Raw genomic sequence first — 26,043 nt, 5'->3', positions numbered from 1 at the left:
GGATGGTGGACGATGCCCAGCGCTTGGCGGAATGCCGGCACGACCACCCCTTCGCCGTGTTGGGGCCCCAGCCACTGGACAGCGGCAACTGGGTGGTGCGGGTGTGGATGCCCGAGGCCGAGCGGGTTGAGCTGATGACTGGCGGGGTGGCGATGCCGATGGCCACCCCCCATCACCCCTGGATCTTCGAAGCGGAACTGCCCAGCGACCCCGGCAGCGGTTACCAGGTGCATGTGCTGCGCGGCGGCATCGAGCACGTGGCCCACGATCCCTGGGCCTTCCGCGAGGAGTGGATGGGCGAGATGGATCGCCATCTCTTCGCCGAAGGCAACCACCACCACATCTGGGAGCGCATGGGCGCCCATGTGGTGAGCCGCAACGGCGTGGCCGGTGTGATGTTCTGCCTGTGGGCCCCGAACGCCCGCAGCGTGTCGGTGCTCGGCAACTTCAACGGTTGGGACGGGCGCCATCACCCGATGCAGGCCCGGCTGGGTGGCGGCTGGGAGTTGTTCATCCCAGGCCTGAAGGCCGGCGAGATCTACAAATACGAGATCCGCACCCAGGAGGGGCACTGTTATCAGAAAGCCGACCCTTACGGCTTCCGCCACGAGGTGCGCCCCAACAACGGTTCGATCGTGGAAGCCCTGGAGGGCTACAGCTGGAGCGATCTCGCCTGGATGCAGGAGCGCGACAGCCGCAACCCGCTCGATCAGCCGATTGCGGTGTACGAGATGCACCTGGGCAGCTGGATGCACGCCAGCGCCGATCAGCCCTACATCGAGCCGGACGGCACGCCGCGCGTGCCCGTGCCCGCCGCCGACCTCAAGCCCGGCGCCCGCCTGCTCACCTACCCCGAACTGGCGGATCGGGTGATCCCCTACGTGAAGGCGCGCGGCTTCACCCACATCGAGCTGATGCCCATCTCGGAGCATCCCTTCGATGGCTCCTGGGGCTATCAGGTCACGGGTTGGTACGCCCCCACCAGCCGCTTCGGTACGCCCGATGAATTCCGCGCCTTCGTGGATCGCTGCCATGCCGAAGGCATCGGCGTGATCCTCGACTGGGTGCCAGGCCATTTCCCCAAAGACGCCCACGGCCTGGCCTTCTTTGATGGCGCCCATCTGTATGAGCACGCCGATCCGCGCATCGGCGAGCACAAGGAATGGGGCACGCTGATCTTCAACTACAGCCGCAACGAAGTTCGCAACTTCCTGGTGGCGAACCTGGTGTATTGGTTCGAGCAATTCCACATCGACGGCATCCGCGTGGATGCGGTGGCCTCGATGCTCTACCGCGACTACCTGCGCCCCGACGGGGAGTGGATCCCCAATGAGCATGGCGGCCGCGAGAACACGGAAGCCGTGCGCTTCCTGCAACAAGCCAACCACGTGCTGTTCCAGCACTTCCCCGGCGCGCTTTCCATTGCCGAGGAATCCACCACCTGGCCGATGGTGACCAAGCCCACCGACATGGGCGGCCTGGGCTTCAACCTCAAATGGAACATGGGCTGGATGCACGACATGCTCGATTACTTCGAGCTGGATCCGTGGTTCCGCCAGTTCCACCAGAACAATGTGACGTTCTCGATCTGGTACGCCTACACCGAGAACTTCATGCTCGCCCTCAGCCACGATGAAGTAGTGCACGGCAAGAGCAACCTGCTGCACAAGATGCCGGGCGACGACTGGCAGAAGTTCGCCAATGTGCGAGCCCTGCTGGCCTACATGTGGACCCACCCCGGCAAGAAAACCATCTTCATGGGGATGGAATTCGGCCAGCGCGGCGAATGGAACGTATGGGGCGACCTGGAGTGGGACCTGCTCCATTACGAGCCGCACCAGGGCCTGCAGCGCCTCGTGGACGACCTGAACGTCTTTTACAAATCCGAGCGGGCGCTCTGGGGCGATGACTTCAGCGACTTCGGCTTTCAGTGGATCGATTGCAACGACAACCGCCACTCGGTGATCAGCTTCATGCGCCGCGAGAGCACCACCGGCCGTTGGGTGGTAGTGGTTGCCAACTTCACCCCCCAAAGCCACTCCCACTACCGCATCGGTGTGCCGGTGAGCGGCTTTTACAGCGAGGTGTTCAACACCGATTCCGAGCGCTACGGCGGCAGCAACCTCGGCAACCTGGGCGGCAAATTCACCGAGGAGTGGGGCATTCACGGCTACGAGCACTCCCTCGACCTCTGCCTACCCCCCCTCTCTGTGCTGGTGTTCCAGCGCGATGAGAAGCGCAGCCAGGAGCTGGAGGCAGCCGCCGCTCTCTAGCTGTGTGACGAAGCGGCAGAACCCTGCCGCCGGCAGGTCTTGAACGGGGGCGCCTTCGGGTAAGTTCGCGCTTCGCGTCCCCATCGTTCATGACCGAAACCGCCCCCCTGCTGCTGCGCGCCGCCCGAGGTGAGCAGGTGGAGCGGCCCCCGGTCTGGATGATGCGCCAAGCCGGTCGCTACATGAAGGTCTACCGCGACCTGCGCGACCGCCATCCCGGCTTCCGCGAACGCTCCGAGAACCCGGATCTCTCCTTTGAGATCTCGATGCAGCCCTTCGAGGCCTTCAAGCCCGATGGCGTGATCCTGTTCTCCGACATTCTCACCCCGCTTCCGGGGATGGGGATCAATTTCGACATCGTCGAGAGCAAGGGCCCGCTGATCCACGACCCGATCCGCTCGATGGCCCAGGTGGAGGCCCTGCGCCCCCTCAACCCTGCCGAGAGCATGCCGTTCGTGGGTGAGGTGTTGACCCGTCTGCGCAGCGCCGTTGGCAACCAGGCCGCTGTTCTTGGTTTTGTGGGAGCCCCCTGGACCCTGGCCGCCTATGTGGTGGAAGGAAAGAGCAGCAAGAACTACGCGGTGATCAAGGCCATGGCCTTCCGCGAGCCCGAACTGCTGCACAAGCTGCTCGATCATTTCGCCGAATCGATCGCCGCCTACCTGCGCTACCAGATCGATTCCGGTGCCCAGGTGGTGCAGATGTTCGATTCCTGGGCCGGTCAGCTCAGCCCTGCCGACTACGACACCTTTGCGGCGCCCTATCAGAAGAAGGTGGTGGATCTGGTGAAGCAAACCCACCCAGACACCCCCTTCATCCTCTACATCTCCGGCAGCGCTGGTGTGATTGAGCGCATGGCCCGCACCGGTGTCGACATCGTGTCGCTCGACTGGACCGTCGACATGGCCGAGGGCCTGGCACGCCTGCCGGAGCACGTGGGCGTGCAGGGCAACGTGGACCCCGGCCTGCTATTCGGCAGCAAAGAAGCGATCCAGGCCCGCATCGATGACACCGTGCGCAAAGCCCGCGGCCGTAAGCACATCCTCAACCTGGGCCACGGCATCCTGCCCGGCACGCCTGAAGAGAACGGTCAGTTCTTCTTTGAAGCCGGTAAGAGCGTGATGGAGCGCCTCGGAGCTGCCGCTTGAGCCCGCAGGCGTCGCCAGCCCGGATCCTGATCACCGGCGCCTCTGGCTGCGTTGGTCAACACATCGCCGAGCAGCTGCTGCGGGAAACCGATGCCCAGCTGCTGCTCTGGCTGCGGGATCCCGCCAAGCTCACCGCGGTGCCGGCTGACCATCCGCGCATCACCTTGCTGGTGGGCGACCTGCGCGATCCCGAACCCCATCGCGCCGCCATCGCCTCAGCCACGCGCATCATTCATACGGCTACGGCCTGGGGCGATCCCGAACGGGCCCAGCAGGTGAATGTGGTGGCGGTGAAGCAGATGCTGGCCGCCACCGATCCGGCCGTGCTGGAGCAGGTGGTGTACTTCTCCACCGCCAGCATCCTCAATCGCGATCTGGAACTGTTGCCGGAGGCGATGGCCTACGGCACGGAATACATCCAAACCAAAGCCCAGTGCCTGGGAGAACTCGAGCAGCACCCGCTGGCCAAGCGGATTGTGGCGGTGTTCCCCACCCTGGTGTTCGGAGGGCGGGTGGATCGTGGCGGCCCCTTCCCCACCAGCTATCTCACCGAAGGGCTGAAAGAAGGCGCCCGTTGGCTGTGGCTGGCCAAATGGCTGCGGGCCGATGCCTCCTTCCACTTCATCCACGCCGCTGACATCGCGCGGGTGTGCGTCCACCTGGCCACAAGCCCCCACCAAGCCAATCCCGAGGTGGGTCAAGGTGCGGTGCGGCGTTTGGTGCTCGGCCAACCCGCCGTCACCGTGAATGACACAGTGAAACGGCTCTGCCGCTGGCGCCGCAGTTGGTTACCGCCCGTGGGCGTGGACTTGCAGGGGTGGCTGATCGAAGGACTGATCAAACTCCTTCGGATCGAAGTGAACGCCTGGGATCGCTTCTCGATCCGCCAACGCCACTTTGTGCATGATCCGATCAGTCCGCCGGAGCGGTTTGGCCTCGTGAGCCATGCCCCCACGCTCGAAGCGGTGTTTGAAGACGCTGGACTGCCCCATCGGGGTTAGTCCCAATAGCTAGCAACCCTGACAGCAGCAGACGTTTCAAATGTTGCGAACCTCTGCAGCATCCCGCACACAGGGAACAGTGGCCTTCTAATTTGGCCAGGTTGCACGAGCTCCAATGCGCCGTCTTCTCTCTGTCATTGCCCTTTGCCTGGCGCTGGTGCTGGGTGCTGCCCCCAGCTTCGCCGCTGATGCCGATCACGGTGCTCAGGTGTTCTCCGCTAACTGTGCTGCTTGCCACATGGGCGGCGGCAACGTGGTGAACGCTGAGCGCACCCTCAAGAAAGATGCCCTCGAGGCCTACCTGGCCAACTACAGCGCTGGCCACGAAGAGGCCATCCAGTACCAGGTGACCAACGGCAAGAACGCCATGCCCGCCTTCGGCGGCAAGCTCAGCGCCGATGACATCGCCGATGTGGCTGCCTACGTGGAGTCGATGAGCCAGAAGGGCTGGGCCTGAGTCTTTCGGCTCTCCCACTCACTCAAAAGCCGCCCCGAGGGGCGGCTTTTTTGTGCCCCGATCTGCTTGTCAGCGGCAGGATCGAGCGTCATGGTGAAGACCACCGCCCTCATCACCATGCCGGGCTCCCCCCAACGGCCCACACCTGCCGAAGCATCCACGCAGCAAGCCGCGGCGGCGGCTCGCTTTCTGCGGCAGTCGGCTCTGCCGGCTATCGCTCCCCTGATCAGCTGGCCGAAAGGGCCCGCCGCTCGTTGAGCACCTCGAGATAGAGCTCCTCATCAATCTCGCGGATGTCGTATTCACTCGGCAGCACACCATGGATATGCCGATGCACCACCAGCCAGCAATTGCGTTCTGGATCGCTGGCGGTGCCATCAAACGCAAACGATTCCTCGGCGAGTCGCCTCAGCAGTTCCAACCGTGATTCCTGATCCATCCGCCACACTGGGGCCGCACTGCAGCGCCATCATGGCGATCGCATCCCAACACCTGGGCAAACTGGCACTGCCGCTGCTGTTGCTCGGCAGCAGCGTGAAGGCTCAACCCGCGGTCAACGATCCCGCGCTGCAATTGATTCGAGGCGGTGGAACGCCAGCGGTGTTCAAACCCGGGCAGCCAATCCTGCCTGCCAGCAGCTGCCCGGCGATCGTGGGTGTTGGCAACGTGCAACCCATGCGCCTCGCGCCGTCGGAGGTAGCCGCGAAGAACAAGCTCGGCTGCCTATCGCCCAACGACGCCATTTACGGCAAGGATGGGTGTCCCACACGGCTGTGTGGTCAATCCAGCGGTGCCGTCCCCCTGCCGCTAGCAGGGGGATCAGCTAGCCAACAACCTCAGCTGCCTGAGCCGTAAGCCACCTGGCACACAGCGTTGAGCAACTGGGCTTGATCGGCGGTGCCTGGCACCTGACCGTTGAGCAGACCCTGCTGGCAGTTGGCTGCACCCATCAGGCTGCTGCCATCTACGTTGTAGTTGAAGCTGACGCCATAGCTGCCCACCCCTTCCACGGAGCCGTAGTTGAGCTCGTAGCTGGTATTGGGCACCACGATCACCGGTGAACTGTTGTTGGAAGCGGCATCCACCAGACCGGTGATGGCAGCTCCGGTGGCCAGGCCAGCGACACCCCAGGCTGCAGCGTTGGCGCCCCACCAGCCCCAGCCACCCCAGCCATTGTTGTACCAGCCGTGGTTCCAGGGGCGGTTGTTCCAATAGCCGCCATTGCGCCAGTTGTTGTTCCAGCCGTTGTAATCACGGCGATAGAAGTTGTTGTTGACATTCACCCGATCGTTGTTGAAGCTGTCGCGGGTGCCAGGTCCATACATGGGGTGATCGCCCTTGTAACCGCGATCCACATCGTTGTTCTGGAAGTGGTAGTCGCCACCACCCCAACTGCGGCCATCACGACCAGCACCACCCCAGTCGCGGCCCCCGCCGCCATGAAAGCCACCGCCCCCGCGGCCACCACCGCCGCCACGGGCCTCGGCCACCAGTGGCGAGGCCAAGGTGCCAAGCAATAGGGCCGAAAGAACCGCAGCAGACAGGCGTGAAGATCGATGCATCGAATCGAGCTGTGGAACCAGCACAACAACCCCCCAATCGTGGACACCAGTGATGCAGATCGGGGAGATTGCTGCAGTGGACTGTCACACAACAGCCTTGGCTCAGAGGATGCGCTTCAGGTGGCTTTGCGCGTGTGCTTGAACAGGGCATAACCACCAAAACCAATGCCCCCTCCCAGCAGAAGAATCAGCCACTCCCGCACCGCCGGCGACGGCGACCACAGCCTTGGCAGAGGGCTGCCCTGGGGATCGGGGCCGTAAGCCACCTGGCAAGCCGCGTTAAGCAGCTGCGCCTGAGCAGCGGTGGAGGGAACCTGGCCATCCAGGAGACCCTCCTGGCAGTTGGCGCCGCCCTGCACCGGCGGACTGCTGGCCCCCGAGGAATTGGCACCACCCTGCTCCGGTGAGCTGCTCGCCACGGAATAACTGAAATTGGCACCGCTGTTACCAACGGCGTCCACCGTGCCGTAGTTGAGCTGATAGTTGCTATCGGGAACGTCAATCACCGGCGATTGCTGATCGCTGGCGTCGTTCACGAGATCCGTGATGGCAGCACCTGTAGCCAGACCCGCCAGGCCCCAGGCGGCTGAGTTGTTCCCCCACCAGCTCCAAGTGTTGGGCTGCCAGTTGTACCAGCCATAGCTCCACTGGCGATCGCCCCAGAAACCACCGTTGTTCCAGTTGTTGTTCCAACCGCCATTCCAGCGGTTACCCCAGTTGTTGTAGCCCCCGTTATCCCCGCGCCAGTTATTGCCACCCCAATTGCCGCCACGCCAGTTATCACCACGCCAATCACCCTGATTCCAGTTGCGATTACCCCAACCGAGGCGGTTGGCATCAAAGCGATCGCGGCCACCGTTGGTGGCGCGGTTGTAGTCGTCGCGGCTGATGTTGTGGTGGAGAGCAGGCGTGCGCGACCCACCGCCGTACTCATGGTGGTAGCCGCCACCCGCGCGGACGCGATCACCACCGCCATGCCCGCCGCCACCGTGAAAACCACCGCCACCTCCGTGGCCTCCTCCACCATGGCCACCGCCACCATCACGCGCCAGGCCAGCTACCGGAAGCAAAACAGCGAGCACTAAGGCCGGAGCCAAGGCACGAAGGCCACGCCGGCGGATCGGGGACATTCCCATCACGGGTGAATAGCTGATCACGCGTGTAGTGGTAGCAGTTGCGTAACGGGGTGCGTCATGGGCGCTGCAGAAGCTGCAGCAGATCGCCACAGTGGACAAGCGTGAACGATGCCGTGATGGCCATCAAACCTCTGCGTTTCACTCTCATGGCAGCTGCCACTGCCGCACTCTCCGCAGGTGCCGCACTGGCTCAGGTGAGTGATTCCAATGTTCGAGCTGTGAACTTGGCCCGCAACTGGGCGGTGAATAACAACGGTGGTCTGTCGGTGTATCGCCCTGCCGCCTGCATGTTCAACACCAGCGACGGCGGCGGCTCCTGCCTGATTCAGACCAACAACCCCGGCTACACCTTCCGCTTCCTCGGCGGTGCCCCCGGCTGGCAGCAGGAAGGCCTGCGGCCCACCACCGAAACCGAAGTCACCGTCTCTCCAGACGGCCGCACCATCACCAACGTTGGCTACAACGGCACGCCGCGCTGACGGTTAACCGGCAGCGCGTGCCGGTCTGTACCACTACAGGGAGGAGGACCGTCTGAAGCGATTCGGTTCTCCTCTCCTCCGGCGTCGAACAACGGCCATACGGTTCTGGCAACCCACCCAGAGAGGGAGGTCTTCATGCACCCAACTGCCGAGCTGTTTACGGAAAAAGCCTGGGGCGCCGTTGTGGCTGCTCAACAGCTGGCGCAGCAGCGCCGCCAGCAGCAGATGGAGAGCGAGCATTTATTCGCAGCGCTGCTGGCTCAACAGGGACTGGCCGGGCGCATCCTGGAGAAGGCGGGTGTGGATGTAGGCACCCTCAGCCAGCGGGTTGATGCCTTCATCTCTACCCAGCCCAGCCTGAGCGCCTCGCCCGACAACGTCTACCTGGGCAAGGGGCTCAACAGCGTTCTCGATCAGGCGAACGCGCTCAAAGACACCTATGGCGACAGCTACATCGCCATCGAGCACCTGCTGCTAGCCCTGGCCATCGATGATCGCTGCGGCAAGCAACTGCTCTCGCAGGCTGGCACTGATGCAACCAAGCTCAAAGACGCCGTGCAGGCGATCCGTGGATCCCAGACCGTGACCGACCAGAACCCCGAAGGCACCTACGAATCGCTCGAAAAGTACGGGCGCGACCTCACCCAGGCCGCCCGCGACGGCAAGCTCGATCCGGTGATCGGCCGCGACGAAGAGATCCGCCGCACCATCCAGATCCTCAGCCGCCGCACCAAGAACAACCCGGTGCTGATCGGGGAACCCGGCGTGGGCAAAACCGCGATCGTGGAGGGTCTAGCCCAGCGAATCGTCAACGGCGACGTGCCGCAGGCGTTGCAGAACCGTCAGCTCATCGCGCTCGACATGGGTTCCCTAATCGCCGGTGCCAAATACCGCGGTGAATTCGAAGAGCGGCTCAAGGCGGTGCTGAAGGAGGTGACCGCCTCCGAAGGCCAGATCGTGCTGTTCATCGATGAAATCCACACCGTGGTGGGTGCCGGTGCCACCGGCGGCGCCATGGATGCCAGCAACCTGCTCAAGCCGATGCTGGCCCGCGGCGAATTGCGCTGCATCGGTGCCACCACCCTCGATGAGCACCGCCAGCACATCGAGAAGGATCCGGCCCTGGAGCGCCGCTTCCAGCAAGTGTTCGTGGATCAGCCCACGGTGGAAGACACGATCTCGATCCTGCGGGGCCTGAAGGAGCGCTACGAAGTGCACCACGGCGTGCGCATCGCGGACAACGCCCTCGTGGCTGCCGCCGTGCTCAGCAGCCGCTACATCGCCGATCGCTTTCTGCCCGACAAGGCAATCGATCTGGTGGATGAATCGGCCGCCCGCCTGAAGATGGAAATCACCTCCAAGCCGGAGCAGATCGATGAACTCGATCGCCGCATCCTGCAGCTCGAGATGGAAAAGCTCTCGCTGGGGCGTGAATCCGATGCCGCCAGCCGCGACCGGCTGGAGCGCCTGGAAAAAGAGCTGGCGGATCTGAGCGAGCAGCAGAGCACCCTCAATGCCCAGTGGCAGAAGGAAAAGGGCTCGATCGATGAACTCGGCTCCATCAAAGAGGAGATCGAGCAGGTGCAGCTGCAGATCGAGCAGGCCAAGCGCAGCTACGACCTCAACAAGGCCGCCGAACTTGAGTACGGCACCCTGGCGGGGCTGCACAAGAAACTCGCGGCCAAAGAAGAGGAGCTCAGCGCCGGCGGTAGCGACAAATCACTGCTGCGCGAAGAAGTCACCGAAGACGACATCGCCGAGGTGATCGCCAAGTGGACCGGCATCCCCGTGGCCAAGCTGGTGCAGAGCGAGATGCAGAAGCTGCTGCATCTTGAAGACGAGCTGCACACCCGCGTGATCGGTCAGGCCCAGGCCGTGACGGCCGTGGCCGATGCGATCCAGCGCTCCCGCGCCGGGCTGAGCGACCCCAACCGCCCGATCGCCAGCTTCCTGTTCCTCGGCCCCACCGGTGTGGGCAAAACCGAGCTCTCCAAGGCCCTGGCTTCCCAGCTGTTCGACAGCGACGAAGCGATGGTGCGCATCGACATGTCGGAATACATGGAGAAGCACGCCGTGAGCCGCTTGATCGGAGCGCCTCCCGGTTATGTGGGCTACGAGGAAGGCGGCCAGCTCACCGAAGCCGTGCGGCGCCGGCCCTATGCGGTGATCCTGTTCGACGAGGTGGAGAAGGCCCACCCCGATGTGTTCAACGTGATGCTGCAGATCCTCGATGACGGCCGCGTGACCGATGGGCAGGGCCGCACTGTGGATTTCACCAACACGGTGCTGATCCTCACCAGCAACATCGGCAGCCAGTCGATCCTCGATCTCGCCGGTGATCCAGCGCGACATAGCGAGATGGAAGCGCGGGTGAATGACGCCCTGCGCGGCCACTTCCGGCCCGAATTCCTCAACCGCCTGGATGAAACGATCATCTTCCACAGCCTCAAACAGGAGGAGCTGCGGCAGATCGTGGAACTGCAGGTGCAGCGCCTGGCCAAGCGCCTCGAGGAGAAGAAGCTGGGGCTGCAGCTCAACGCCGATGCCCTCGATTGGCTGGCCGGCGTCGGCTACGACCCGGTGTACGGCGCCCGCCCACTGAAGCGGGCCATCCAGCGCGAGCTGGAAACACCGATCGCCAAGGGAATCCTCGGCGGCCAGTTCATCGGAGGCCACACCGTGGCCGTGGATGTGGAGTCCGTCGGCGAACAACGGCAGCTGCGCTTCCAGCAGATGGATCCCAGCAAGTTGCCGGTGCTGGTGTAGCGGCCTGAAACAACCGCAACGATCCCTGGCCAAGGGCACCGGGCGTCATCAAGGTGGAAGCGACGGCTTCCACCTTGACGTCGATGGGGCTCTGGCTAACAGGGATCATTGTGGTGCTGCAGCTGCTGTGGGCCCCTCCACTGCAGGCAGCTGTTGAGCAACCTCAGGGCGGCGTTGTGCGGCTGGGGGGGGAAGCCATCTTGGTGGTGCAATCAGCGGCCGGAGCCCAGAGCCCTGAACGGCTGGCCGGCCATCTCTCCAACGAGATCACCAGCCTGGCGGAGGACTACAGCTTCGATCCCGCCCGCATCACCACCAAGGCTGATCCTCCCTACGTGATGGTTGGCATCAGCAATGACGACGGCACGTTCAAGGCGCTGATGGCCGTGGATGAGCGGGCTGCTGCCCTGGCCAAAACCAGCCAGAGCGAACTTGCCAAGCGCGATGCCCGCGCCATCCAAACCGGCATCAAGCGCTACAGGGTGCAACGCACACCGGGAGCCTGGCTGCGCGGCACCGCGATTGCCCTGCTGGTGCTGCTTGGCTACGTGCTGTTGCTTCAACTGGAACGTCGCCTCAATCAACGCGCGCGCCGTTGGTTGGGGATCGAGGCCAGCCGCAGACTTCCCGACATCAACTTGGCGGGCAACCGCTTGATCAGCAGGGTGCACATCCAGCGCGGCCTGCAGCTGGGCCGCACCGCCCTGCACTGGGCAGCCCTGGCAGCCATCAGTTATCTGATGCTGCCGCTGCTGTTGAGCTTCTTTCCGCCAACGATGGGCTTGGCGGCTGATCTGCGCGAACAGATGCTGTTGGCCGTTGAGCAGCTGTGGAATGGCGTGCTCAATGTGGTGCCCAACCTGATCGCCCTCGTGGTGATTGGTGCTGTCACCACGGCCTTGTACAAGCTGAATCAGCGCGTGTTCAAGGCGCTGGAGACGGAGCAAATCCGCTTCGAATGGTTCTATCCCGAATGGGCTCTGCCCACGGCGCGGATCACCACGATCTTGATCACCGCTGCAGGCTTAGCCCTTGCCCTTCCCTACATTCCCGGCTCCACCAGCCGCGCCTTTCAGGGGGCCGGTGTGTTTCTGGGCATCCTGGCTGCGCTGGGTTCCAGCGCCATCACCACCAATATTCTCAGCGGCCTGATGTTGATTTACACGCGTGGATTCAGGGAAGGAGATCGCGTGGAGATCAACGGCATCGTGGGCACGGTGCAAGAGCGGGCGTTGCTGGTGACGCGCATCCTCACGCCACGCCATGAACTGGTGAGCATCCCCAACGCGATGGTGATCGCAAACCCAGTCACCAACTTCAACCTGGCCAGCCGTGAACTGGGGCAGCCCGTTGCGGTGAGTGCCTGCATCACCATCGGCTACGAGGTGCCCTGGCGCCAGGTACACGCGTTGCTACTGCAGGCCGCCTCAACGGTTGACGGCATCTGCCAAGAACCGGCGCCCAGCGTAGTGCAAACCAGCCTGAATGATTGGCATGTGAGCTACGAACTCGACGCCAGAATCCACGATGCCAATCAATACCGCACGATTCTCTCGCTGTTGCTTGCTGCCATCCAGGACAGCTTTGCCGACGCCGGCGTTGAGATCCTCTCCCCGGCCTATGAAGTGCAACGCGAAGGCATCGGTTTAACGATCCCGCCCCGTGGGTGATGCGTGGAAGCTCAGCCGGCCAGGGCATCGATGCGATGCGCCAGTTGAAGATCGAGATCGGAGAGGCCACCGGTGTCATGGGTGGTGAGCTCAATCGTCACCCGGTTCCACACGTTGCTCCACTCCGGATGGTGCCCCATCGCCTCCGCGATCAGCGCCACCCGGGCCATGAAGCCGAACGCCTCCACAAAGTCGACAAAGCGCAGCTCACGCCGCAGCTTCCCGCCCACCAGACTCCAATGCGGGAGTTGCTCGGGCAAAGCCGCGATCTGATCGGCGGTCAGGGGAAGGGCAGCCATCAGCCTGCGCTGAACTGCAACCAGCCTGGCTCAACCGAAGCGATAGTGCTTACGCACGGCGACGTGCACATCCCAGCTGCAGCTCAGGCCAGCAGCGAACGTCACCAGATCCCCGGCCCCAAAGCGAACGGGCGGACCGCCATCGGGCGTCACCGTCACGTCGCCCTCCAACAAGAGGCATATTTCCCGCTCGTCGTAGGTCCACGGGAAGCAGCTGACGCCACAGCTCCAGATCGGCCAATCCACCACGCCCAGCTGCTGCAGGTGAGCAGCTGATGGGTTGTGGACGAAACTGATGGGGCTGGACATAGCTGGGTTCACTCGCCGATGAGATGAAGGCTGAGCCGACGCTGATGGGCGCTCGCCCGGTGCTCCCACAGATAAACGCCCTGCCAGGTCCCTAGGAGCAGGCGGCCCTTCACCACGCTGAGGGTCATGGTCTGGGCCGTCAAAGCAGTACGGATGTGGGCCGGCATGTCGTCATCCCCCTCATCGTCATGCCGATAACGGCTGCGCTGGCCGTGTCCATCGAGAGGTCCCAGGCCGTCCTGCGGAACCACGGCATCCATCCATGCCTGAAGATCTTGCAACACCCTTGGATCTGCATTCTCGTTGATGGTGAGGCTGGCGCTGGTGTGGAGACAGCTCAGATGAAGCACGCCCAGGGTGAAGCCCGTGCTGGCAATCCAGCGGTTGAGCGCTTCGTTTAAGCGCGTGAACCCCTGACCGCTGGTTGTGAACTGCAGTTGGTCGAGAACTTGCCGCACGACAGCCAAGGCCCGTTGCGTCCATAACTAGCAACCCCCATCGCCAGACCAGAGCCCGCAGGCTGAACGCATGGTCTGCAGGATGGCTCAACACCTCAATGGCTTCCCTCCTGCAAGACATGAGCCAAGCCCCACGTCCAGAACTGACCCTCCTCTACGACGGTGGCTGCCCGCTCTGCCTGCGGGAAGTGACCTTCCTACGCGGGAGGGATCAGCGCTTGCACCCCGGGTCCGAGCGGCTGGCCTTTGTGGATATCGATGCCACCGACTACAACCCGGCCCTGCATGGGGGGATCAGCTACCGCGAAGCCATGGGGCGGATCCATGCGCTGCGCGCCGACGGCACCGTTCTGCACGACGTGGAGGTGTTCCGAGCTGCCTATCAATTGATCGGCCTGGGTTGGCTCTATGCGCCAAGCGGCTGGCCTGGTTTGCGGCAGGTTGCCGATGGCTTGTATGGCCTCTGGGCGCGCTGGCGATTGCCGCTCACCCGCCGGCCCGATCTCGATCAGCTCTGCCGCTGTCGATCAGAAGCGACGCCGGATCATCCGTGAAGCCACGCGGGTATCGAGCAAGAGCAACACCAGGCCGAGCATCAAAGCGAGCATCGCTGTGACGAACAGCGGCACCACAATCGCCGCCAGATCGATCACGGCGATGGCACTGATGAAGGTCACCGCCACCACGGCCGACACGAGCACCCCAGTGACCGTGACCGTTTCAATCGCCCGCGACAACAACACCATGCGCCGGCGCAGCAGCAGCAGTTCCTGGCTGTCGCTGGCCTGAGCGCTGGTATCGCGGGCTCGATCGAGCACACGGGCCAACCGGTTGCTGATCACCCCCAGCACCCCGGCAATGGCGGTGAGCAAAAACACCGGAGCCACCGAGAGCTGAATGGCCTTGGCCAAACCCAGCACGGGCGAACCGGCACCGGGGGTGGAGATCACTGCAAGCAAGGCCACACCGATCGAGGGCACCGAAGCCTCACTCAAGCGACCCGAGCTGAAACTGCCAAGCTGCCAGCACTGATCCCAGAGGCCGTGACCGTCATCAACAGCCGCTACGAGGGACAACTGCGCTGCCAGGCCAACCATGAGCCTTCCGGCACGCTGCTGGAAACCGATGCCCCCATCGACAACCAGGGCAAGGGCGAGCGCTTCTCCCCCACCGATCTGGTAGCCACGGCCCTGAGCACCTGCATCCTCACGATCATGGGCATCGTGGCCGAACGCCACGGCTGGGATCTGAGCGGCTGCTCTGCCCGGGTGGAGAAATCGATGACCCAGGAACCACCCCGGCGCATTGCGCTGCTGGAGGTGTGGATTGAGCTGCCTGCACATCTCGATGAAAAGGCGCGCAAAGTCCTGCAGAAAGCAGGGGAGACCTGCCCGGTGAAGCTGAGCCTGGAGGGATCCGTGCCGATGCAGCTGCACTGGCACTGAGGGCAAACGCCGTAGGGTCCGCCCACTGAACAACCCACGACTGTGGCTGCAGGACAGGCCTACTCACAGCTGCGCGATCACCTGCACACCACCCAACTGTTGGGAGGGATCCAAAGCACCCTCTACTACGACCAGAACACCGCCATGCCCTCAGCCTCAGCGGGCTGGCGCGGTGAACAACTGGCCCTGCTGGCGCTGCAGCTCCACGAACGGCAGACCTCCGCGGCCTATGCGGAGCTGCTGGCTGCTGCCGAACAGGAGCTGCCGGCGGGAGCTCCAGGCCAGCAGATCCGCAATCTGCAGCTGCTGCGTCAGCAGTTCGAGCGTGAATCGAGGCTCGACCCAGCCCTGGTGGGGCAGTTAGCCCAGGCGCAGGCGCAGGGGTATGCCCTCTGGCAAGAGGCGAAGCGCACGAACAGCTTCCAAAGCTTCGCGCCGGCCCTCGAGCAGCTGATCACGCTGCGCTTGGAGCAGGCGCAGCAACTGGCACCGGTGGAGCGCAACGGCAGCGGAGCCGAGCGCAGCCCCTGGGAAATCCTGGCCCAACCGTTTGAACCGGACATCAGCAAGGCGCAGCTGAGCCAGTGGTTGCTGCCGCTGCGGCAGGCCCTGCCGCCCTTGCTGGAGCAGGCCAAAACCATCCCCTCCGGCAGCCCATCCGCCTGGGATCTCAGCGACGAGGCCCAGGAGCGGCTCTGCAGCTCCCTGTTGGAGGACTGGGGCTACAGCAGCGAGCGCTGCAGCCGAGCCCGGTCCCCTCATCCCTTCTCCAGCACCCTCGGCCCCAACGACTTCCGGATCACCACCCGGGTGGTGCCAGGGCAGCCCTTCTCAGCCTTTCTGGCCACAGCGCATGAGTGGGGCCACAGCCTCTACGAACAGGGTCTGCCGCGCCGCGGTGATCACTGGTTCCCCTGGCCCCTGGGGGAAGCCACCTCGATGGGGGTGCATGAAAGCCAAAGCCTCTTCTACGAAAACCGCCTCGGGCGTAGTGCTGCGCTGGCCAAGCGCTGGTATCCCCGCTTTGCAGCTGCCCTCGGCAGCGATGTCTGGGGCGATGCTCAGCGGTTCTGGAGGGATCTCAACCCGATCCGCGCCGGCCTCACAAGGGTGAAGGCCGATGAGGTGAGCTACGGGCTGCACGTGCTGCTGCGCTACGAACTGGAGCTGGCACTGGTGGAGGGGGGCATGCCCGTGGCGGAGCTACCCGAGGCCTGGAACCGCGGCATGCAGGAACTCCTCGGCGTGACACCCACCAACGATGCCGAGGGCTGCCTACAGGACGTGCACTGGAGCGAGGGCCTGTTCGGCTACTTCCCGTCCTATGCCCTGGGCCACCTGATCAGTGCGCAATTGAGCGAAACACTCGAATCAGAGCTCGGGCCGATCGAGGCGATCCTGGAAGCCGGCAACGATGCGCAGCTCGGCAGCTGGTTGCAGCAGCGGGTGTATCCCCTTGGGCGCAGTGTGAACGCCGCGGAACTGGTGGAGCAGGTGAGCGGACGCCGCCTCAGCCACGAGCCCTTCGTGGGCTACCTGCACCAGAAGCTGGAGCGACTGGCGCGCTGAGTGCGATCCGTAGGATGCCGCCCACATCCCTTGCCGCTGCCCTGATGGCGAACATCGACCACGCCCCGAGCCGCACGATGCTCAACCTGCTGCACGTGCTGCCGGCCTTTGCCGATGAAGCCGAGCTGCGCCTCAACACGATCGTGGAGCTCAACAGCAACACGATCAATAAGTACGAGCTGATCACCGAAACCGGTCACCTCAAGCTCGATCGCGTGGGCTACTCCTCGCTGGCCTACCCCTTCGCCTACGGCTGCATTCCCCGCACCTGGGACGAAGACGGCGACCCGCTCGACATCGAGATCGTGGGTGTCACCGAACCCCTGGTGCCCGGATCCCTGGTGGAGGCCCGCATCATCGGCATCATGAAATTCGACGACGGCGGTGAAGTCGACGACAAGGTGATCGCCGTGCTCGCCGATGACAAGCGCATGGATCACATCACCAGCTACACCCAGCTGGGCGACCATTGGCTGAAGGAAACCCAGTACTACTGGGAGCACTACAAGGATCTGAAGAAGCCCGGCACCTGCCGCGTGAACGGCTTCTTCGATTCCGCCGAAGCCGTGAAGATCATCAAGGAGTGCGAAGCCCGCTACATGGAGGTCATCGACCCCAAGCTGGTCAACTGAGCTCGGCTGCAGAAGCGATCCACCGGCGAGATCGATCCCCCAGGCCCCCGTCAGGGGGCTTTTTCATACGGTAGCGCCGCCGCCCTAGCCAGGGCACGGGCCATGCCATCGCGGCTGGCGAGGCCTTGCAGGGCCACCAGCGGTAAACCGGAGCTCGGGATGCCAACGGGCAACTTGGGCAGGGCCTGATCCTCCAGGCGAAACACCGGCACCTGGCGCAGGCCATTGGGCTGGAGCTGATCCTCGAGCTGGGAGAGATTGGCGTCCATCGAGAGCCAGATCAACTCGGAGCGGCGGCAGTCGCGCAGTGGTTGCTGGGCCAGGCCAGCGGAGATCGGCCGCTGCAGATCCTCCAGGGTGACCAGTGCCAGCACCCAGCCCTCCTCCTCCACCACCAGGCAATGGCCATGGGCAGCCAGCAGCTGCTGCAGGGCAACCTCCGCCGTGGTGGAGGCCGCCAACACCAGGGGAGATTCCGGCTCGAGCGCGTCTATTACAGCGATGGAGGCCAGCCGCCCGCGGCGCTGCTCCTCCTGCACATCCGGGCCCACTAGGCCCGGATCAGCCATACCGTGCCAGCGCTCCACCAGCAGTGCACTCAAACCGGCGGCCGCCATCAGCGGCAGCACAATCCGGATGTCGTGGGTGAGTTCAAACAGGAGCAGCAGGGCTGTCAGCGGGGCGCGGGCGCTGCCGGCCAAAACCGCCGCCATACCCACCATTGCGTAGGCGGGGGGCTCGGCCACCGGCAACTGCAGGCCGCCCTCTCCCAGCAACTGGCCATACACATTGCCGAGCACAGCACCGAGAAACAGCGACGGGGCAAAACCACCACCCACAAAGCCCGTGGCGCTGCTCAGGCCGGTGGCCAGCAGCTTCACTGCCAGCAACCCCAAGAGGCTCACCAGGGCAATGCCGCCATCACGACCCAGCAGGGCACCGATGGTGTCGTAGCCCACGCCCAACACCTGCGGGAAGCCAAGGGCCATCAACCCCACCGCCAGACCGCCGAGGCCGGTGACCAAACAGGTGGGCAACCGCCCAAGCTGACGCTGCACGGGCTCGCTGCGCCCGAGCGCAAACAGGTTGAGCAAAGCCAGCGACATGCCGCTGGCCACCAGACCAAGCCCCAGATAGAGCGGCAGCTCCAAGGGAGAGCGCACCTCATAGGCCGGCAGGCGGAAGATCGGCTCATCCCCCAGCGACAGCTGGGTCACCAGCGAGGAGGCCACGGCGGCCACCAGCACGGCCCGCACGCTGGGGCGACCGGGGATCGTGCTGTAGCTGCCCTCAAAGGCAAAGAACAGACCTGCGATCGGCGCCTTGAAACCTGCGGCCAGACCCGCCGCCACACCAGCAGCCACCAGGGCCTTCTGGGAATCGGGCGACAGCCCACCCTTCCCCGCCACCCACAGGCCGATGTTGCCGCCGCTCTCCACGCTCGGGCCCTCCGGGCCAAGCGACGCGCCGCTCCCCAGGCTGAGGGAGGCGGTGATCAGGCGCAGGAAGGGAAGCTTGGGCGTGGGCTGCACGCTGCCATCAGCCATGGCCATCAAGCTCGGCAGGCTCGGGCCCAGGTCGCGGCCCCACTGGCGCAGAGCACCCACCGCCAGACCACCCAACAGCGGCACCAGCACCACGGGCCAGGCCGACAGCCACAGCGGCAACGGATCACCCGGCAGCGGGATCGGCTCCGGCGGTGGGGGGGGCGGTGGCAGAAAAGCAAGGCCGCCAAGGCCGATCTGCAGCAGGGCACCGAGGGGTGTGCCAGCTGCGGGTGCAGGTTCCGGCAGCGGTGGCGGTTCAGGCGGAGCAGAGGTGAACAGACCAACCAGGCCTTCCACCACCGGGCCATAGAAAAAGTTGTTGATGAAGCCCAGCAGGTAGTGGAAGCCCACCACAGCCAGCCCGGTGAGCGCACCCACCAGGGCTGCCCAGGCGAGCAGGCTCCACTGAAACGGCAGAACCCGCGGCTCAACCGCCGCAGGCTCGTGGCTGACCTCAGCGGGCGAATCAGGCCTCAGGCCGGACGGTGGCAAAGATCTCCTCCAGGATCTCGCCAGCACCCTGGGCCCGCAAGGCGTGGGCCAGGGTGATGCCGATGGCTTCCGGATCGTTCTGATCGCCGCGGGCCTCATCGCGGATTAGGCGCTGGCCATCGAGGCTGGCCACCATGCCGGTGAGCACAAGCTCATCGCCCTCGAAACGGGTGTTCACGCCGATGGGCACCTGGCAACCACCCTCCAGTTCCCGCAGGAAGGCGCGCTCCGCCAGGCAACGGCGGGCGGTGGGCAGGTGCTCAAGCACCTTGATCTGCTCCAGCACAGCTGCATCGCCGTCGCGGCACTCGATGCCCAGGGCACCCTGCCCTACGGCATGCAGGGAGATCGAAGGATCAATCAGCTCATGAATGCGGTCGCCCAGGCCGAGGCGGCCCAGGCCGGCAGCAGCCAGGATCAGGCAATCGAACTCGCCGGAATCCAGCTTCTCCAGGCGCGTGATCACGTTGCCGCGCACATCTTTGAAGGTGAGGTGCGGGAAGTGGTGGCGGAGCTGAGCCAGGCGACGCAGGGAGCTGGTACCCACCACCGCACCCTCGGGCAGGGTGGCGAGGGTCTTGTCCTTGTGCTTCTCGTGCACCACCAGCGCATCGGCGGGATCTTCCCGTTCGGTGATGCAGCCGAGCATCAGGCCCTCAGGAAGGTTGGTGGGCAGATCCTTGAGGCTGTGGACGGCGATGTCGGCCCGATCCACCAGCATCTGAGCCTCCAGCTCCTTGGTGAACAGGCCCTTATCGCCGATCTTGGCCAGGGCGACATCCAGGATCTTGTCGCCCTGGGTGGCCATCGCCTCGATCGTGATCTCGAGGCCGTCGTGGGCCTTGGCCAGCTCATCGCGCACCCAGTGGGTCTGCACCATGGCCAGCTGGCTGCGGCGGGAGGCAATGCGCAGTTGGGAAGCGGCCATCGGAAGCGGGAGGAGGCAGCGCTGGGCCGCCGAAGTACAGCCGCCAAGCCTAAGGATCGGTGTGCCTGGGCCGGTTGAGAACGGCCAAGTCGTGATCAGTCGTCGTGATCAGGCAGCAAAAAAGTTGAGGGGCAGTGGGCCCCAGGTGTCTTCCGCCTCGGGATCTGCGGGGCTATGGCCCGTGATCAACAGCCCTTCACCTAGGCCAGCCTCCCGGCGCACCAGGAAACGCCCGCTGTTCTGATTGGCCTTGAGGAAGACGGGCCCCTCGATGCTGCCGAGGGCTTCCCCCGCCGGATCGAGCTCATGGGCTGGCCAGCCCAGAGCGCTTTCCAGAGCGCGCAGTGCCAGAACCGCGGCATCCGCCGAGGGAGCCATCACGCCCACGGTGAACCAATCGCAACGCTCGATCAGCGGCATCAACGCCGCGCGTAGGGCTTGGCGCCCAGCGGCATCGAGCTCGGGAGCCGAGCGCAGACCGCGCAGGTCGGCCAGAGAAACCGAGGCGTCAGCCATGGGGGGAGGGAGGCGAAGAGGGTCGGCAGCGCTGCTCCCAGACGGTGAAGCCCGCCAGGCAGAAGCTCAGCCACACATACCCCACGGCGGCTCCGGCGGCGATGTCGCTCAGCCAATGGGCACGGCAGTAGAGGGTGCTGAGCCACACCAGAGCCACCCAGCAGCTGGAGAACACAAACAATGGGCGTCGCAGCCTCGGGTAGTGGGCGGAAAGCAGGCAGCAGGTCAGGAAATAAAAGACCACCGAGCCGGCTGCATGACCACTGGGAAAGCTGCGGCCGCTGATGTCATCGAGGAGCCGGCCACTGGGACGGCGCCGATCAAACAGCGGTTTGAGCCAGCGATCCACGATGAGGAGAATGCCGCCGGTGCCCACCATCAGGCAGATCAACTCAGGCCAGAGGCGCTTCAGGCTGAGGAAGATCAGCACCGCCAGCACCAACACAGCGGTGAGATGCACGCCACTCATCTGATACACCCGCAGGAGCAGGTTGCCGAGCGACTCGGGAATCAGGCCATGCACGCCATCCAGCAACTGCTCATCAAGGCGCGGGTGGCGAATCGCCGCCAGCTGAGGACCAGCCCAGCCCAGCAGCAGCGCTGTGAGCACCGCGAAGCCAAGGCGCCAGGGGCCCAGAGCGACCAACCAGTGGGCCAGCCAACCTGGAAACCGATGGAACACGGGAGTCATCAGCGCGGCTCCAGTTGCTGAAGGCGCTCCAGCGGCAGCCGGAGCAGGCGATGGGCATCTCGCCGACCGAGGGGAGTGCCATCTCCCGGACCCAGCCCAAACTCGAGCAGTTCAGCGTCGCTGCCCAGCAGCAGCACACTGGCCGGCTGAGACGTGTTCTGACCCTGACTGAGGGTGCGGCTCGCCTTGCGTGGAGAGCTGACAAACAACACAGGGCGACCGCTGTAAAACACCACGCTGTAGCGCTTGTAGCCCACCACCAGCAGCGGCTCATTCGGCAAGGCCTGTTCACCCGCCAAACGAGCCAGCGCGCGAATCGGCAACTGGCGCTCGCGATCAACTAGGGGAACCAACACGGGCAACACCAGAGCCAGTGCAGCGGCCAACCCAGCGGCATTCGGAACCCACAACCAGCTCAGGCTTGAGCAGGAGCGCCACAGCAACACCACCAGCGCACAGGCCGCCAGAAGCAGCGGCAGGGCCAACAACCACGGCAACCCCGAGGCCCGCACTGCATCGGCAAATGCTGGATAGGCGGGATCGGTTTCCATCCATCGGGGCGCCAGAACAGCCGCCAGAGCCATCAGAGCGAGCAGCGCCGCATTGCACCAGCCGGTGATGCGCTGGCCAGCCGCCAGGGGGTGGGTTGCCGGCTGCAGAGGCAGGAACAGCAAGGCCACCAACAGGCTTCCTCCCGGGAGAGCAGGCAAGATGTAACCCGGCAATTTGGTAGCAGCCGCTGAGAAGAAGGCCACCATCAACACCAACCACAGCAGGGCCAGTAGCGGCAGGTCGGCGCCAGGAGGCGTTTCGCGCCAAACATGGAGCCGCCAGAAGCGCAGGCGAATCGCTGCCACTGGCAGATACAGCGACCAGGGCAGAAGCAATAGGAGCACCCAGGGCAGATAGAACCACGGGGGGCCGGGGTGGTCGTAGATCACTGAGGTGAAGCGCTCCAGGTTGCTGAAGCCCAGGAAGCGGCCCAGAAATTCACTGCCGTTTGCGGCGGTGGCCATGCCATACCAGGGAGCCGCCACCCCGAGAAACAGCAGCACCAAAGGCAGCCAGGGGGTGCGGCGCAGGTCCTGAACCAGGGTTCCCTTCAACACCCAGAAGCTCAACATGACAAGCCCCGGCAGCAGGAGACCCACCGGCCCCTTCGCCAGCACGGCGATGCCGCAAAAGACCGCCAGGGCCACAAAGCCCAGTGGGCGCTGCCAAGGCCGCTCAGGTGGGGCGCTGTGCGCCAGCACAAAACCGAGCAGGGCGAGCGTGATGCCACTGGCCAGAAACATGTCGGTAACCGAAGAACGCCCCCAACCCAGCCAGCCTGGGCTGAGGGCCAACACGGTGGCTCCGAGCAGCGAACGGCCCAGGCGCTGATGGATGGCTTCGGCGGCCGGGGCCACCAGCAGCAACACGGCAAACACGGCATACACGGTGGCGCTGGCGGCCAGGGCCACCGGCAACCGAGCAGCCCATTCGCTCACCCCGAAGAGACGGAAGCTCAGGGCCACCATCCAATAGCCCCACACGGGGTAATCGAAGAAGAGCTCACCGTTCCAGCGGGGAGTGACCCAGTCGCCGCTGACGAGCATCTCGCGAGGGATCTCCACGAACAGACCCTCGGTCTTGTCCATCAGGCCCAGCGCGCCGAGCTGCTGACCAAACACCAAGCCGCAGAGGGCTGCCAAAGTGAGCAGGGCCAGCAGCAGGCTGCGGCGTTCGTCCCGGTCAAGCCAGGCGTTGAAGCGTTGCATGGCGAGAAATTAGGGGGTGTTCCACACGAAACGGCTACTGGCGGCGTAGTTCCACACGAACACCACCAAGATTCCGGAGAGTTGCGCCCAGAGCGTGTCGCGGGCGACAAGGCTGTAGAAGGCCGAAGCCAGCCCCACATTGGCCAGCACCGGCAGCGACGCCACCAGCAGGAACTTGAGCAAGCCGCGGAACAGCGCCAACCCCTTCAGGCGCTGAAAGCGGAAGGTGAGGGCGTTGTTGATCAAGTAGTTGGAACTGGCCGCCGCCACCACCGCGAACGGCAGAGCCTGCTCAAAACCCAGGCCGCTGAGCATCAGCAGCTGGGTCACCACCAGCTGCACAGCCACACCGCTGACGCCCACCAGGCCGAAGCTGATGGCCCGGCGAGGCAGCAGCCGCAAGCTGAGACTGTGCAGGATCGAGATCAGAAAGTCCCAAAAGATGGCGAGATCAAGCTTGGAGCTGCCGTAGGTGCGGGGCTGGAAGCTCAGCGGCACCTCCGCCGTGCGCAGCCGGCCCTTGCTCACAGCGAGGAGTTCATACAAAAACTTGAATCCGTTCACATCCACAGCACGAATCAACGGCAACACCGCTTCAAGCCGCAGGGCGAAGAAGCCGCTCATGTAGTCGGAGAGGCCGGCGTAGCCCCGCGGCAGGCTGAAGCGCGCGCTGGCATTGGCCCAGTTGGATCCGCGTTCACGCCGGCCGCTCAAACCGAGAATTTCTGCCTCAGGGTGAAAACGGCTTCCGATCACCAGATCAAGATCACCCTGCACCAGTGTGTCGATGGCGCGTCGCACGGACGCGGGCTCGTGCTGACCGTCACTGTCCATCACCACAGCCACATCCCCAGTGGCATCCAGCAATCCCTCTTTGATCGCGCTGGCCAGGCCAGATCGCCCCACGCGCCGGATTAAGCGCAGGCGCGGTTCCGTGTGAGCGAGGCGCCGCACCAGCTCAGCTGTGCCATCGACGGAGTCATCGTCCACCACCAGGATTTCGAGGTTGTAGTGCTGCTGAAGCGGCAGCAGTTGCTCCAGCAACGGCTCGATGTTGCCCCGTTCGTTGTACGTGGGCAGCACGATCGAAACCCTCAGCACCATGGCTTGCCCAAGAGAAAGCCGGCGGTCCAGCCGCCGGCACTGAAACCGTAGGACGCAGGGCTGCGGGAGCCGGCCCTACTTGATGTACTCCTTGAGCACGCCGTTGCGGTTGGGGTGGCGCAGCTTGCGCAGGGCCTTGGCTTCGATCTGGCGGATGCGCTCGCGGGTCACATCGAAGATCTGACCAATCTCCTCGAGGGTCTTCATGCGGCCGTCATCGAGGCCGTAACGCAGGCGCAACACGTCGCGTTCGCGGGGGCTGAGGGTGGCCAGCACGCCTTCGAGATCTTCACGCAGCAGGTTCTTGGCCACGTCCTGCTCAGGATTCTCGATGTCGGCTTCGATGAAGTCGCCGAGGCGAGAATCTTCCTCCTTACCGATCGGGGTTTCCAGGGAGATTGGCAGCTGGGCGCTCTTGGCGATGAAGCGCAGCTTCTCGATGGTCATTTCCATCGATTCAGCAATCTCCTCCTCAGTGGGCTTGCGGCCGAATTCCTGGGAGAGGGTTTTGGTGGTTTTCTTGATCCGCGAGATGGTCTCGTAGAGGTGCACCGGCAGGCGAATGGTGCGCGACTGGTCGGCAATGGCGCGGGTGATGGCCTGACGAATCCACCAGGTGGCGTAGGTGGAGAACTTGTAGCCCTTCTCGTGGTCGAACTTCTCGGCGGCGCGGATCAGGCCGAGGGAGCCCTCCTGAATCAGATCCTGGAAGCTCAGGCCCCGGTTCATGTATTTCTTGGCGATCGACACCACCAGGCGCAGGTTCGACTGCACCATCTTTTCCTTGGCCCGGCGGCCGAGCATCAGGCGGCGACGGAACTTGATCAGCGGCATGTCCACCAGGGCCGCCCACTCCTTGGTGTCGGGGTAGTGGCCGTGATCGGTCTCGAACTGGGCCGCCAGCTCCTCCAGCTGCAGCAGATCGGCAATCTTGCGGGCCAGCTCGATCTCTTCGTCGGGCCGCAGCAAGCGAATCCGGCCGATCTCCTGGAGGTAAACGCGGATCGAGTCTTCGGTGTAGACGCCCTTAGGGCCCACCTTGATGCTGGCCAGAGCCTTGGCCTTGGCATCCTTTTCTGAGGGCTTGGCATCAGCGCCCTTGGCCTCCGCGGCAGCCAGCAGCTGATCGGCCGCGTCATCAAGGTTGGCCGGGGCGGCACTCTTGGCTGAGGCCTTGGTGGTGGTTTTGCTGCTGGTGCTCTTGGCGGCAGCCTTGGCCTTGGGAGCGGCCTTGCTCTTGGCAGCAGCTTTGGCCTTGGTGGGGGTCACCTTGTTGGCCGCTTCGCCGGCCACGCCCTCCTCCTCGGCCTTGGCCTTGCTGCGGCTGGCCTTGGGCTTCGCCTTGGCCACAGCGATGGTTTCGCCTGAGGCGTTTGCCACCATCAGGATTTCAGGCTTGGCAACTTTGGGAGCAGCGGCCTTAGCGGCTGAAGTTTTGGTGGTAGTGGTTTTGGATGCAGCAGCAGGGCTCATCGGGATCGGGGAGGTAGGCGAGGCGATCAACAGGACAAACCCGAATCAGAAGCCAAGGGAGTGGTGCGTCCAAACAGGATTCACACCAAACGGTTCGTTCAACTGCCGAATACAGCGTTCGGCAGCTCCAAGGACAGATCGGGCAACAACGGGACGGGATCGCTCAGCCTGGTGCTCTCAACGGTTGTCACCTGTTGGACGATGAGCCAAACGACTCAAAAGCGGACAGGTGGTCAGATTCAGGGTTGAAGCAAGCAGGAGGAGCAGAGCCCCGGGAAATATCAGTGCGGTGGGCGTGGAAGCGGGCTGACGGAAGCTGGAACGGGCG

At 64.2% G+C, this 26,043-nt stretch carries 26 protein-coding genes; 12 read left to right on the top strand and 14 right to left on the bottom strand.

Annotation, left to right across the window (positions count from 1 at the left end):
• The first annotated feature begins 2 nt into the window (after positions 1-2).
• From glgB to H9532_RS14375, 4 genes are all read left to right on the top strand, one after another.
• Complete coding sequence (glgB, locus tag H9532_RS14390) at positions 3-2,273, top strand: 1,4-alpha-glucan branching protein GlgB (RefSeq protein ID WP_296369888.1); 2,271 nt, start codon at positions 3-5, stop codon at positions 2,271-2,273.
• 89 nt (positions 2,274-2,362) lie between these two features.
• Positions 2,363-3,421, top strand: a complete 1,059-nt coding sequence (gene hemE, locus H9532_RS14385) for a uroporphyrinogen decarboxylase (protein ID WP_010307450.1) — start codon at positions 2,363-2,365, stop codon at positions 3,419-3,421.
• Positions 3,418-4,422, top strand: coding sequence for an NAD(P)-dependent oxidoreductase (locus H9532_RS14380; RefSeq protein WP_296369757.1), 1,005 nt, complete (start codon positions 3,418-3,420; stop codon positions 4,420-4,422). Before hemE ends, H9532_RS14380 begins: the two co-directional genes overlap by 4 nt.
• 115 nt (positions 4,423-4,537) lie before the next feature.
• Positions 4,538-4,879, top strand: a complete 342-nt coding sequence (locus H9532_RS14375) for a c-type cytochrome (protein WP_010307448.1) — start codon at positions 4,538-4,540, stop codon at positions 4,877-4,879.
• A gap of 226 nt (positions 4,880-5,105) precedes the next feature.
• On the opposite strand, the gene H9532_RS14370 is transcribed toward H9532_RS14375, so the two are convergent.
• Entirely contained in the window at positions 5,106-5,318 is a 213-nt protein-coding gene (locus H9532_RS14370) for a hypothetical protein (protein WP_296369751.1), read from the bottom strand.
• A gap of 32 nt (positions 5,319-5,350) precedes the next feature.
• Between H9532_RS14370 and H9532_RS14365 the strand changes: the two genes are divergently transcribed.
• Positions 5,351-5,734, top strand: a complete 384-nt coding sequence (locus tag H9532_RS14365; RefSeq protein ID WP_296369749.1) for a hypothetical protein — start codon at positions 5,351-5,353, stop codon at positions 5,732-5,734.
• On the opposite strand, the gene H9532_RS14360 is transcribed toward H9532_RS14365, so the two are convergent.
• The gene (locus tag H9532_RS14360) at positions 5,716-6,441 is read right to left on the bottom strand and encodes a hypothetical protein (protein ID WP_296369747.1); all 726 of its coding nucleotides are present in this window, start codon (positions 6,439-6,441) and stop codon (positions 5,716-5,718) included. The two genes, H9532_RS14365 and H9532_RS14360, sit on opposite strands and share 19 nt — an antisense overlap.
• 116 nt (positions 6,442-6,557) lie before the next feature.
• Positions 6,558-7,571, bottom strand: coding sequence for a hypothetical protein (locus H9532_RS14355; RefSeq protein ID WP_296369746.1), 1,014 nt, complete (start codon positions 7,569-7,571; stop codon positions 6,558-6,560).
• A gap of 230 nt (positions 7,572-7,801) precedes the next feature.
• On the opposite strand from H9532_RS14355, the gene H9532_RS14350 reads away from it, so the two are divergent.
• From H9532_RS14350 to H9532_RS14340, 3 genes are all read left to right on the top strand, one after another.
• Positions 7,802-8,056, top strand: coding sequence for a hypothetical protein (locus tag H9532_RS14350; RefSeq protein WP_366664576.1), 255 nt, complete (start codon positions 7,802-7,804; stop codon positions 8,054-8,056).
• A gap of 135 nt (positions 8,057-8,191) precedes the next feature.
• Positions 8,192-10,822: an ATP-dependent chaperone ClpB gene (gene clpB / locus H9532_RS14345; protein ID WP_296369744.1), complete on the top strand. Its 2,631-nt coding sequence runs from the start codon at positions 8,192-8,194 to the stop codon at positions 10,820-10,822.
• A gap of 83 nt (positions 10,823-10,905) precedes the next feature.
• Positions 10,906-12,492 (top strand): mechanosensitive ion channel domain-containing protein, encoded by a 1,587-nt coding sequence (locus tag H9532_RS14340; protein ID WP_296369741.1) that lies wholly within the window; start codon positions 10,906-10,908, stop codon positions 12,490-12,492.
• A gap of 11 nt (positions 12,493-12,503) precedes the next feature.
• Here the strand turns inward: H9532_RS14340 and H9532_RS14335 are convergent, their stop codons facing one another.
• From H9532_RS14335 to H9532_RS14325, 3 genes are read right to left on the bottom strand one after another with little or no spacing between them, the layout of a single operon-like run.
• Complete coding sequence (locus H9532_RS14335) at positions 12,504-12,791, bottom strand: 4a-hydroxytetrahydrobiopterin dehydratase (protein ID WP_296369739.1); 288 nt, start codon at positions 12,789-12,791, stop codon at positions 12,504-12,506.
• 30 nt (positions 12,792-12,821) lie between these two features.
• A complete protein-coding gene (locus H9532_RS14330) occupies positions 12,822-13,100 on the bottom strand; it encodes a cupin domain-containing protein (RefSeq protein WP_296369737.1) in 279 nt (92 codons plus the stop codon).
• A gap of 8 nt (positions 13,101-13,108) precedes the next feature.
• Complete coding sequence (locus H9532_RS14325; protein ID WP_296369735.1) at positions 13,109-13,558, bottom strand: secondary thiamine-phosphate synthase enzyme YjbQ; 450 nt, start codon at positions 13,556-13,558, stop codon at positions 13,109-13,111.
• A gap of 119 nt (positions 13,559-13,677) precedes the next feature.
• Here H9532_RS14325 and H9532_RS14320 point away from each other — a divergent pair, with 119 nt between their 5' ends.
• Positions 13,678-14,112 carry a thiol-disulfide oxidoreductase DCC family protein gene (locus H9532_RS14320; RefSeq protein WP_296369733.1) on the top strand — a complete coding sequence of 145 codons (435 nt, stop codon included), beginning with the start codon at positions 13,678-13,680 and terminating at the stop codon, positions 14,110-14,112.
• Here the strand turns inward: H9532_RS14320 and H9532_RS14315 are convergent.
• On the bottom strand, positions 14,086-14,553 hold the full coding sequence (locus H9532_RS14315; RefSeq protein ID WP_296369731.1) for a DUF2721 domain-containing protein: 468 nt from the start codon (positions 14,551-14,553) through the stop codon (positions 14,086-14,088). The genes H9532_RS14320 and H9532_RS14315 overlap by 27 nt on opposite strands.
• A gap of 48 nt (positions 14,554-14,601) precedes the next feature.
• Between H9532_RS14315 and H9532_RS14310 the strand changes: the two genes are divergently transcribed.
• Genes H9532_RS14310 through H9532_RS14300 form a run of 3 tightly spaced genes read left to right on the top strand, consistent with a single transcriptional unit; the run spans position 14,602 to position 17,204 of the window.
• A complete protein-coding gene (locus H9532_RS14310) occupies positions 14,602-15,003 on the top strand; it encodes an OsmC family protein (protein WP_296369729.1) in 402 nt (133 codons plus the stop codon).
• 42 nt (positions 15,004-15,045) lie between these two features.
• Positions 15,046-16,572, top strand: a complete 1,527-nt coding sequence (locus H9532_RS14305) for a carboxypeptidase M32 (RefSeq protein ID WP_296369727.1) — start codon at positions 15,046-15,048, stop codon at positions 16,570-16,572.
• 44 nt (positions 16,573-16,616) lie between these two features.
• On the top strand, positions 16,617-17,204 hold the full coding sequence (locus H9532_RS14300; protein ID WP_296369725.1) for an inorganic diphosphatase: 588 nt from the start codon (positions 16,617-16,619) through the stop codon (positions 17,202-17,204).
• A gap of 50 nt (positions 17,205-17,254) precedes the next feature.
• On the opposite strand, the gene H9532_RS14295 is transcribed toward H9532_RS14300, so the two are convergent.
• The 7 genes from H9532_RS14295 to rpoD all read right to left on the bottom strand — a co-directional run bounded on the left by H9532_RS14295 (position 17,255) and on the right by rpoD (position 25,715).
• Complete coding sequence (locus H9532_RS14295) at positions 17,255-19,243, bottom strand: chloride channel protein (protein ID WP_296369723.1); 1,989 nt, start codon at positions 19,241-19,243, stop codon at positions 17,255-17,257.
• Entirely contained in the window at positions 19,218-20,171 is a 954-nt protein-coding gene (gene hemC / locus H9532_RS14290) for a hydroxymethylbilane synthase (RefSeq protein ID WP_296369721.1), read from the bottom strand. Before hemC ends, H9532_RS14295 begins: the two co-directional genes overlap by 26 nt.
• Positions 20,172-20,279: 108 nt before the next feature.
• Positions 20,280-20,687, bottom strand: coding sequence for a DUF1824 family protein (locus H9532_RS14285; protein ID WP_296369717.1), 408 nt, complete (start codon positions 20,685-20,687; stop codon positions 20,280-20,282).
• Positions 20,680-21,378, bottom strand: a complete 699-nt coding sequence (locus tag H9532_RS14280) for a phosphatase PAP2 family protein (RefSeq protein ID WP_296369715.1) — start codon at positions 21,376-21,378, stop codon at positions 20,680-20,682. Before H9532_RS14280 ends, H9532_RS14285 begins: the two co-directional genes overlap by 8 nt.
• Positions 21,378-23,138, bottom strand: coding sequence for a glycosyltransferase family 39 protein (locus tag H9532_RS14275; protein WP_296369713.1), 1,761 nt, complete (start codon positions 23,136-23,138; stop codon positions 21,378-21,380). The genes H9532_RS14280 and H9532_RS14275 overlap by 1 nt, the downstream gene beginning before the upstream one ends.
• Positions 23,139-23,147: 9 nt before the next feature.
• Entirely contained in the window at positions 23,148-24,242 is a 1,095-nt protein-coding gene (locus H9532_RS14270; protein ID WP_296369711.1) for a glycosyltransferase family 2 protein, read from the bottom strand.
• A 75-nt stretch (positions 24,243-24,317) separates the two neighbouring features.
• Positions 24,318-25,715, bottom strand: coding sequence for an RNA polymerase sigma factor RpoD (gene rpoD, locus H9532_RS14265; RefSeq protein WP_296369709.1), 1,398 nt, complete (start codon positions 25,713-25,715; stop codon positions 24,318-24,320).
• Positions 25,716-26,043 lie beyond the last annotated feature (328 nt).

This window comes from Vulcanococcus sp. Clear-D1 (assembly GCF_014654725.1).
Taxonomy (GTDB): Bacteria; Cyanobacteriota; Cyanobacteriia; order PCC-6307; family Cyanobiaceae; genus Vulcanococcus.
This window is presented reverse-complemented; position numbering and strand designations above follow the sequence as displayed.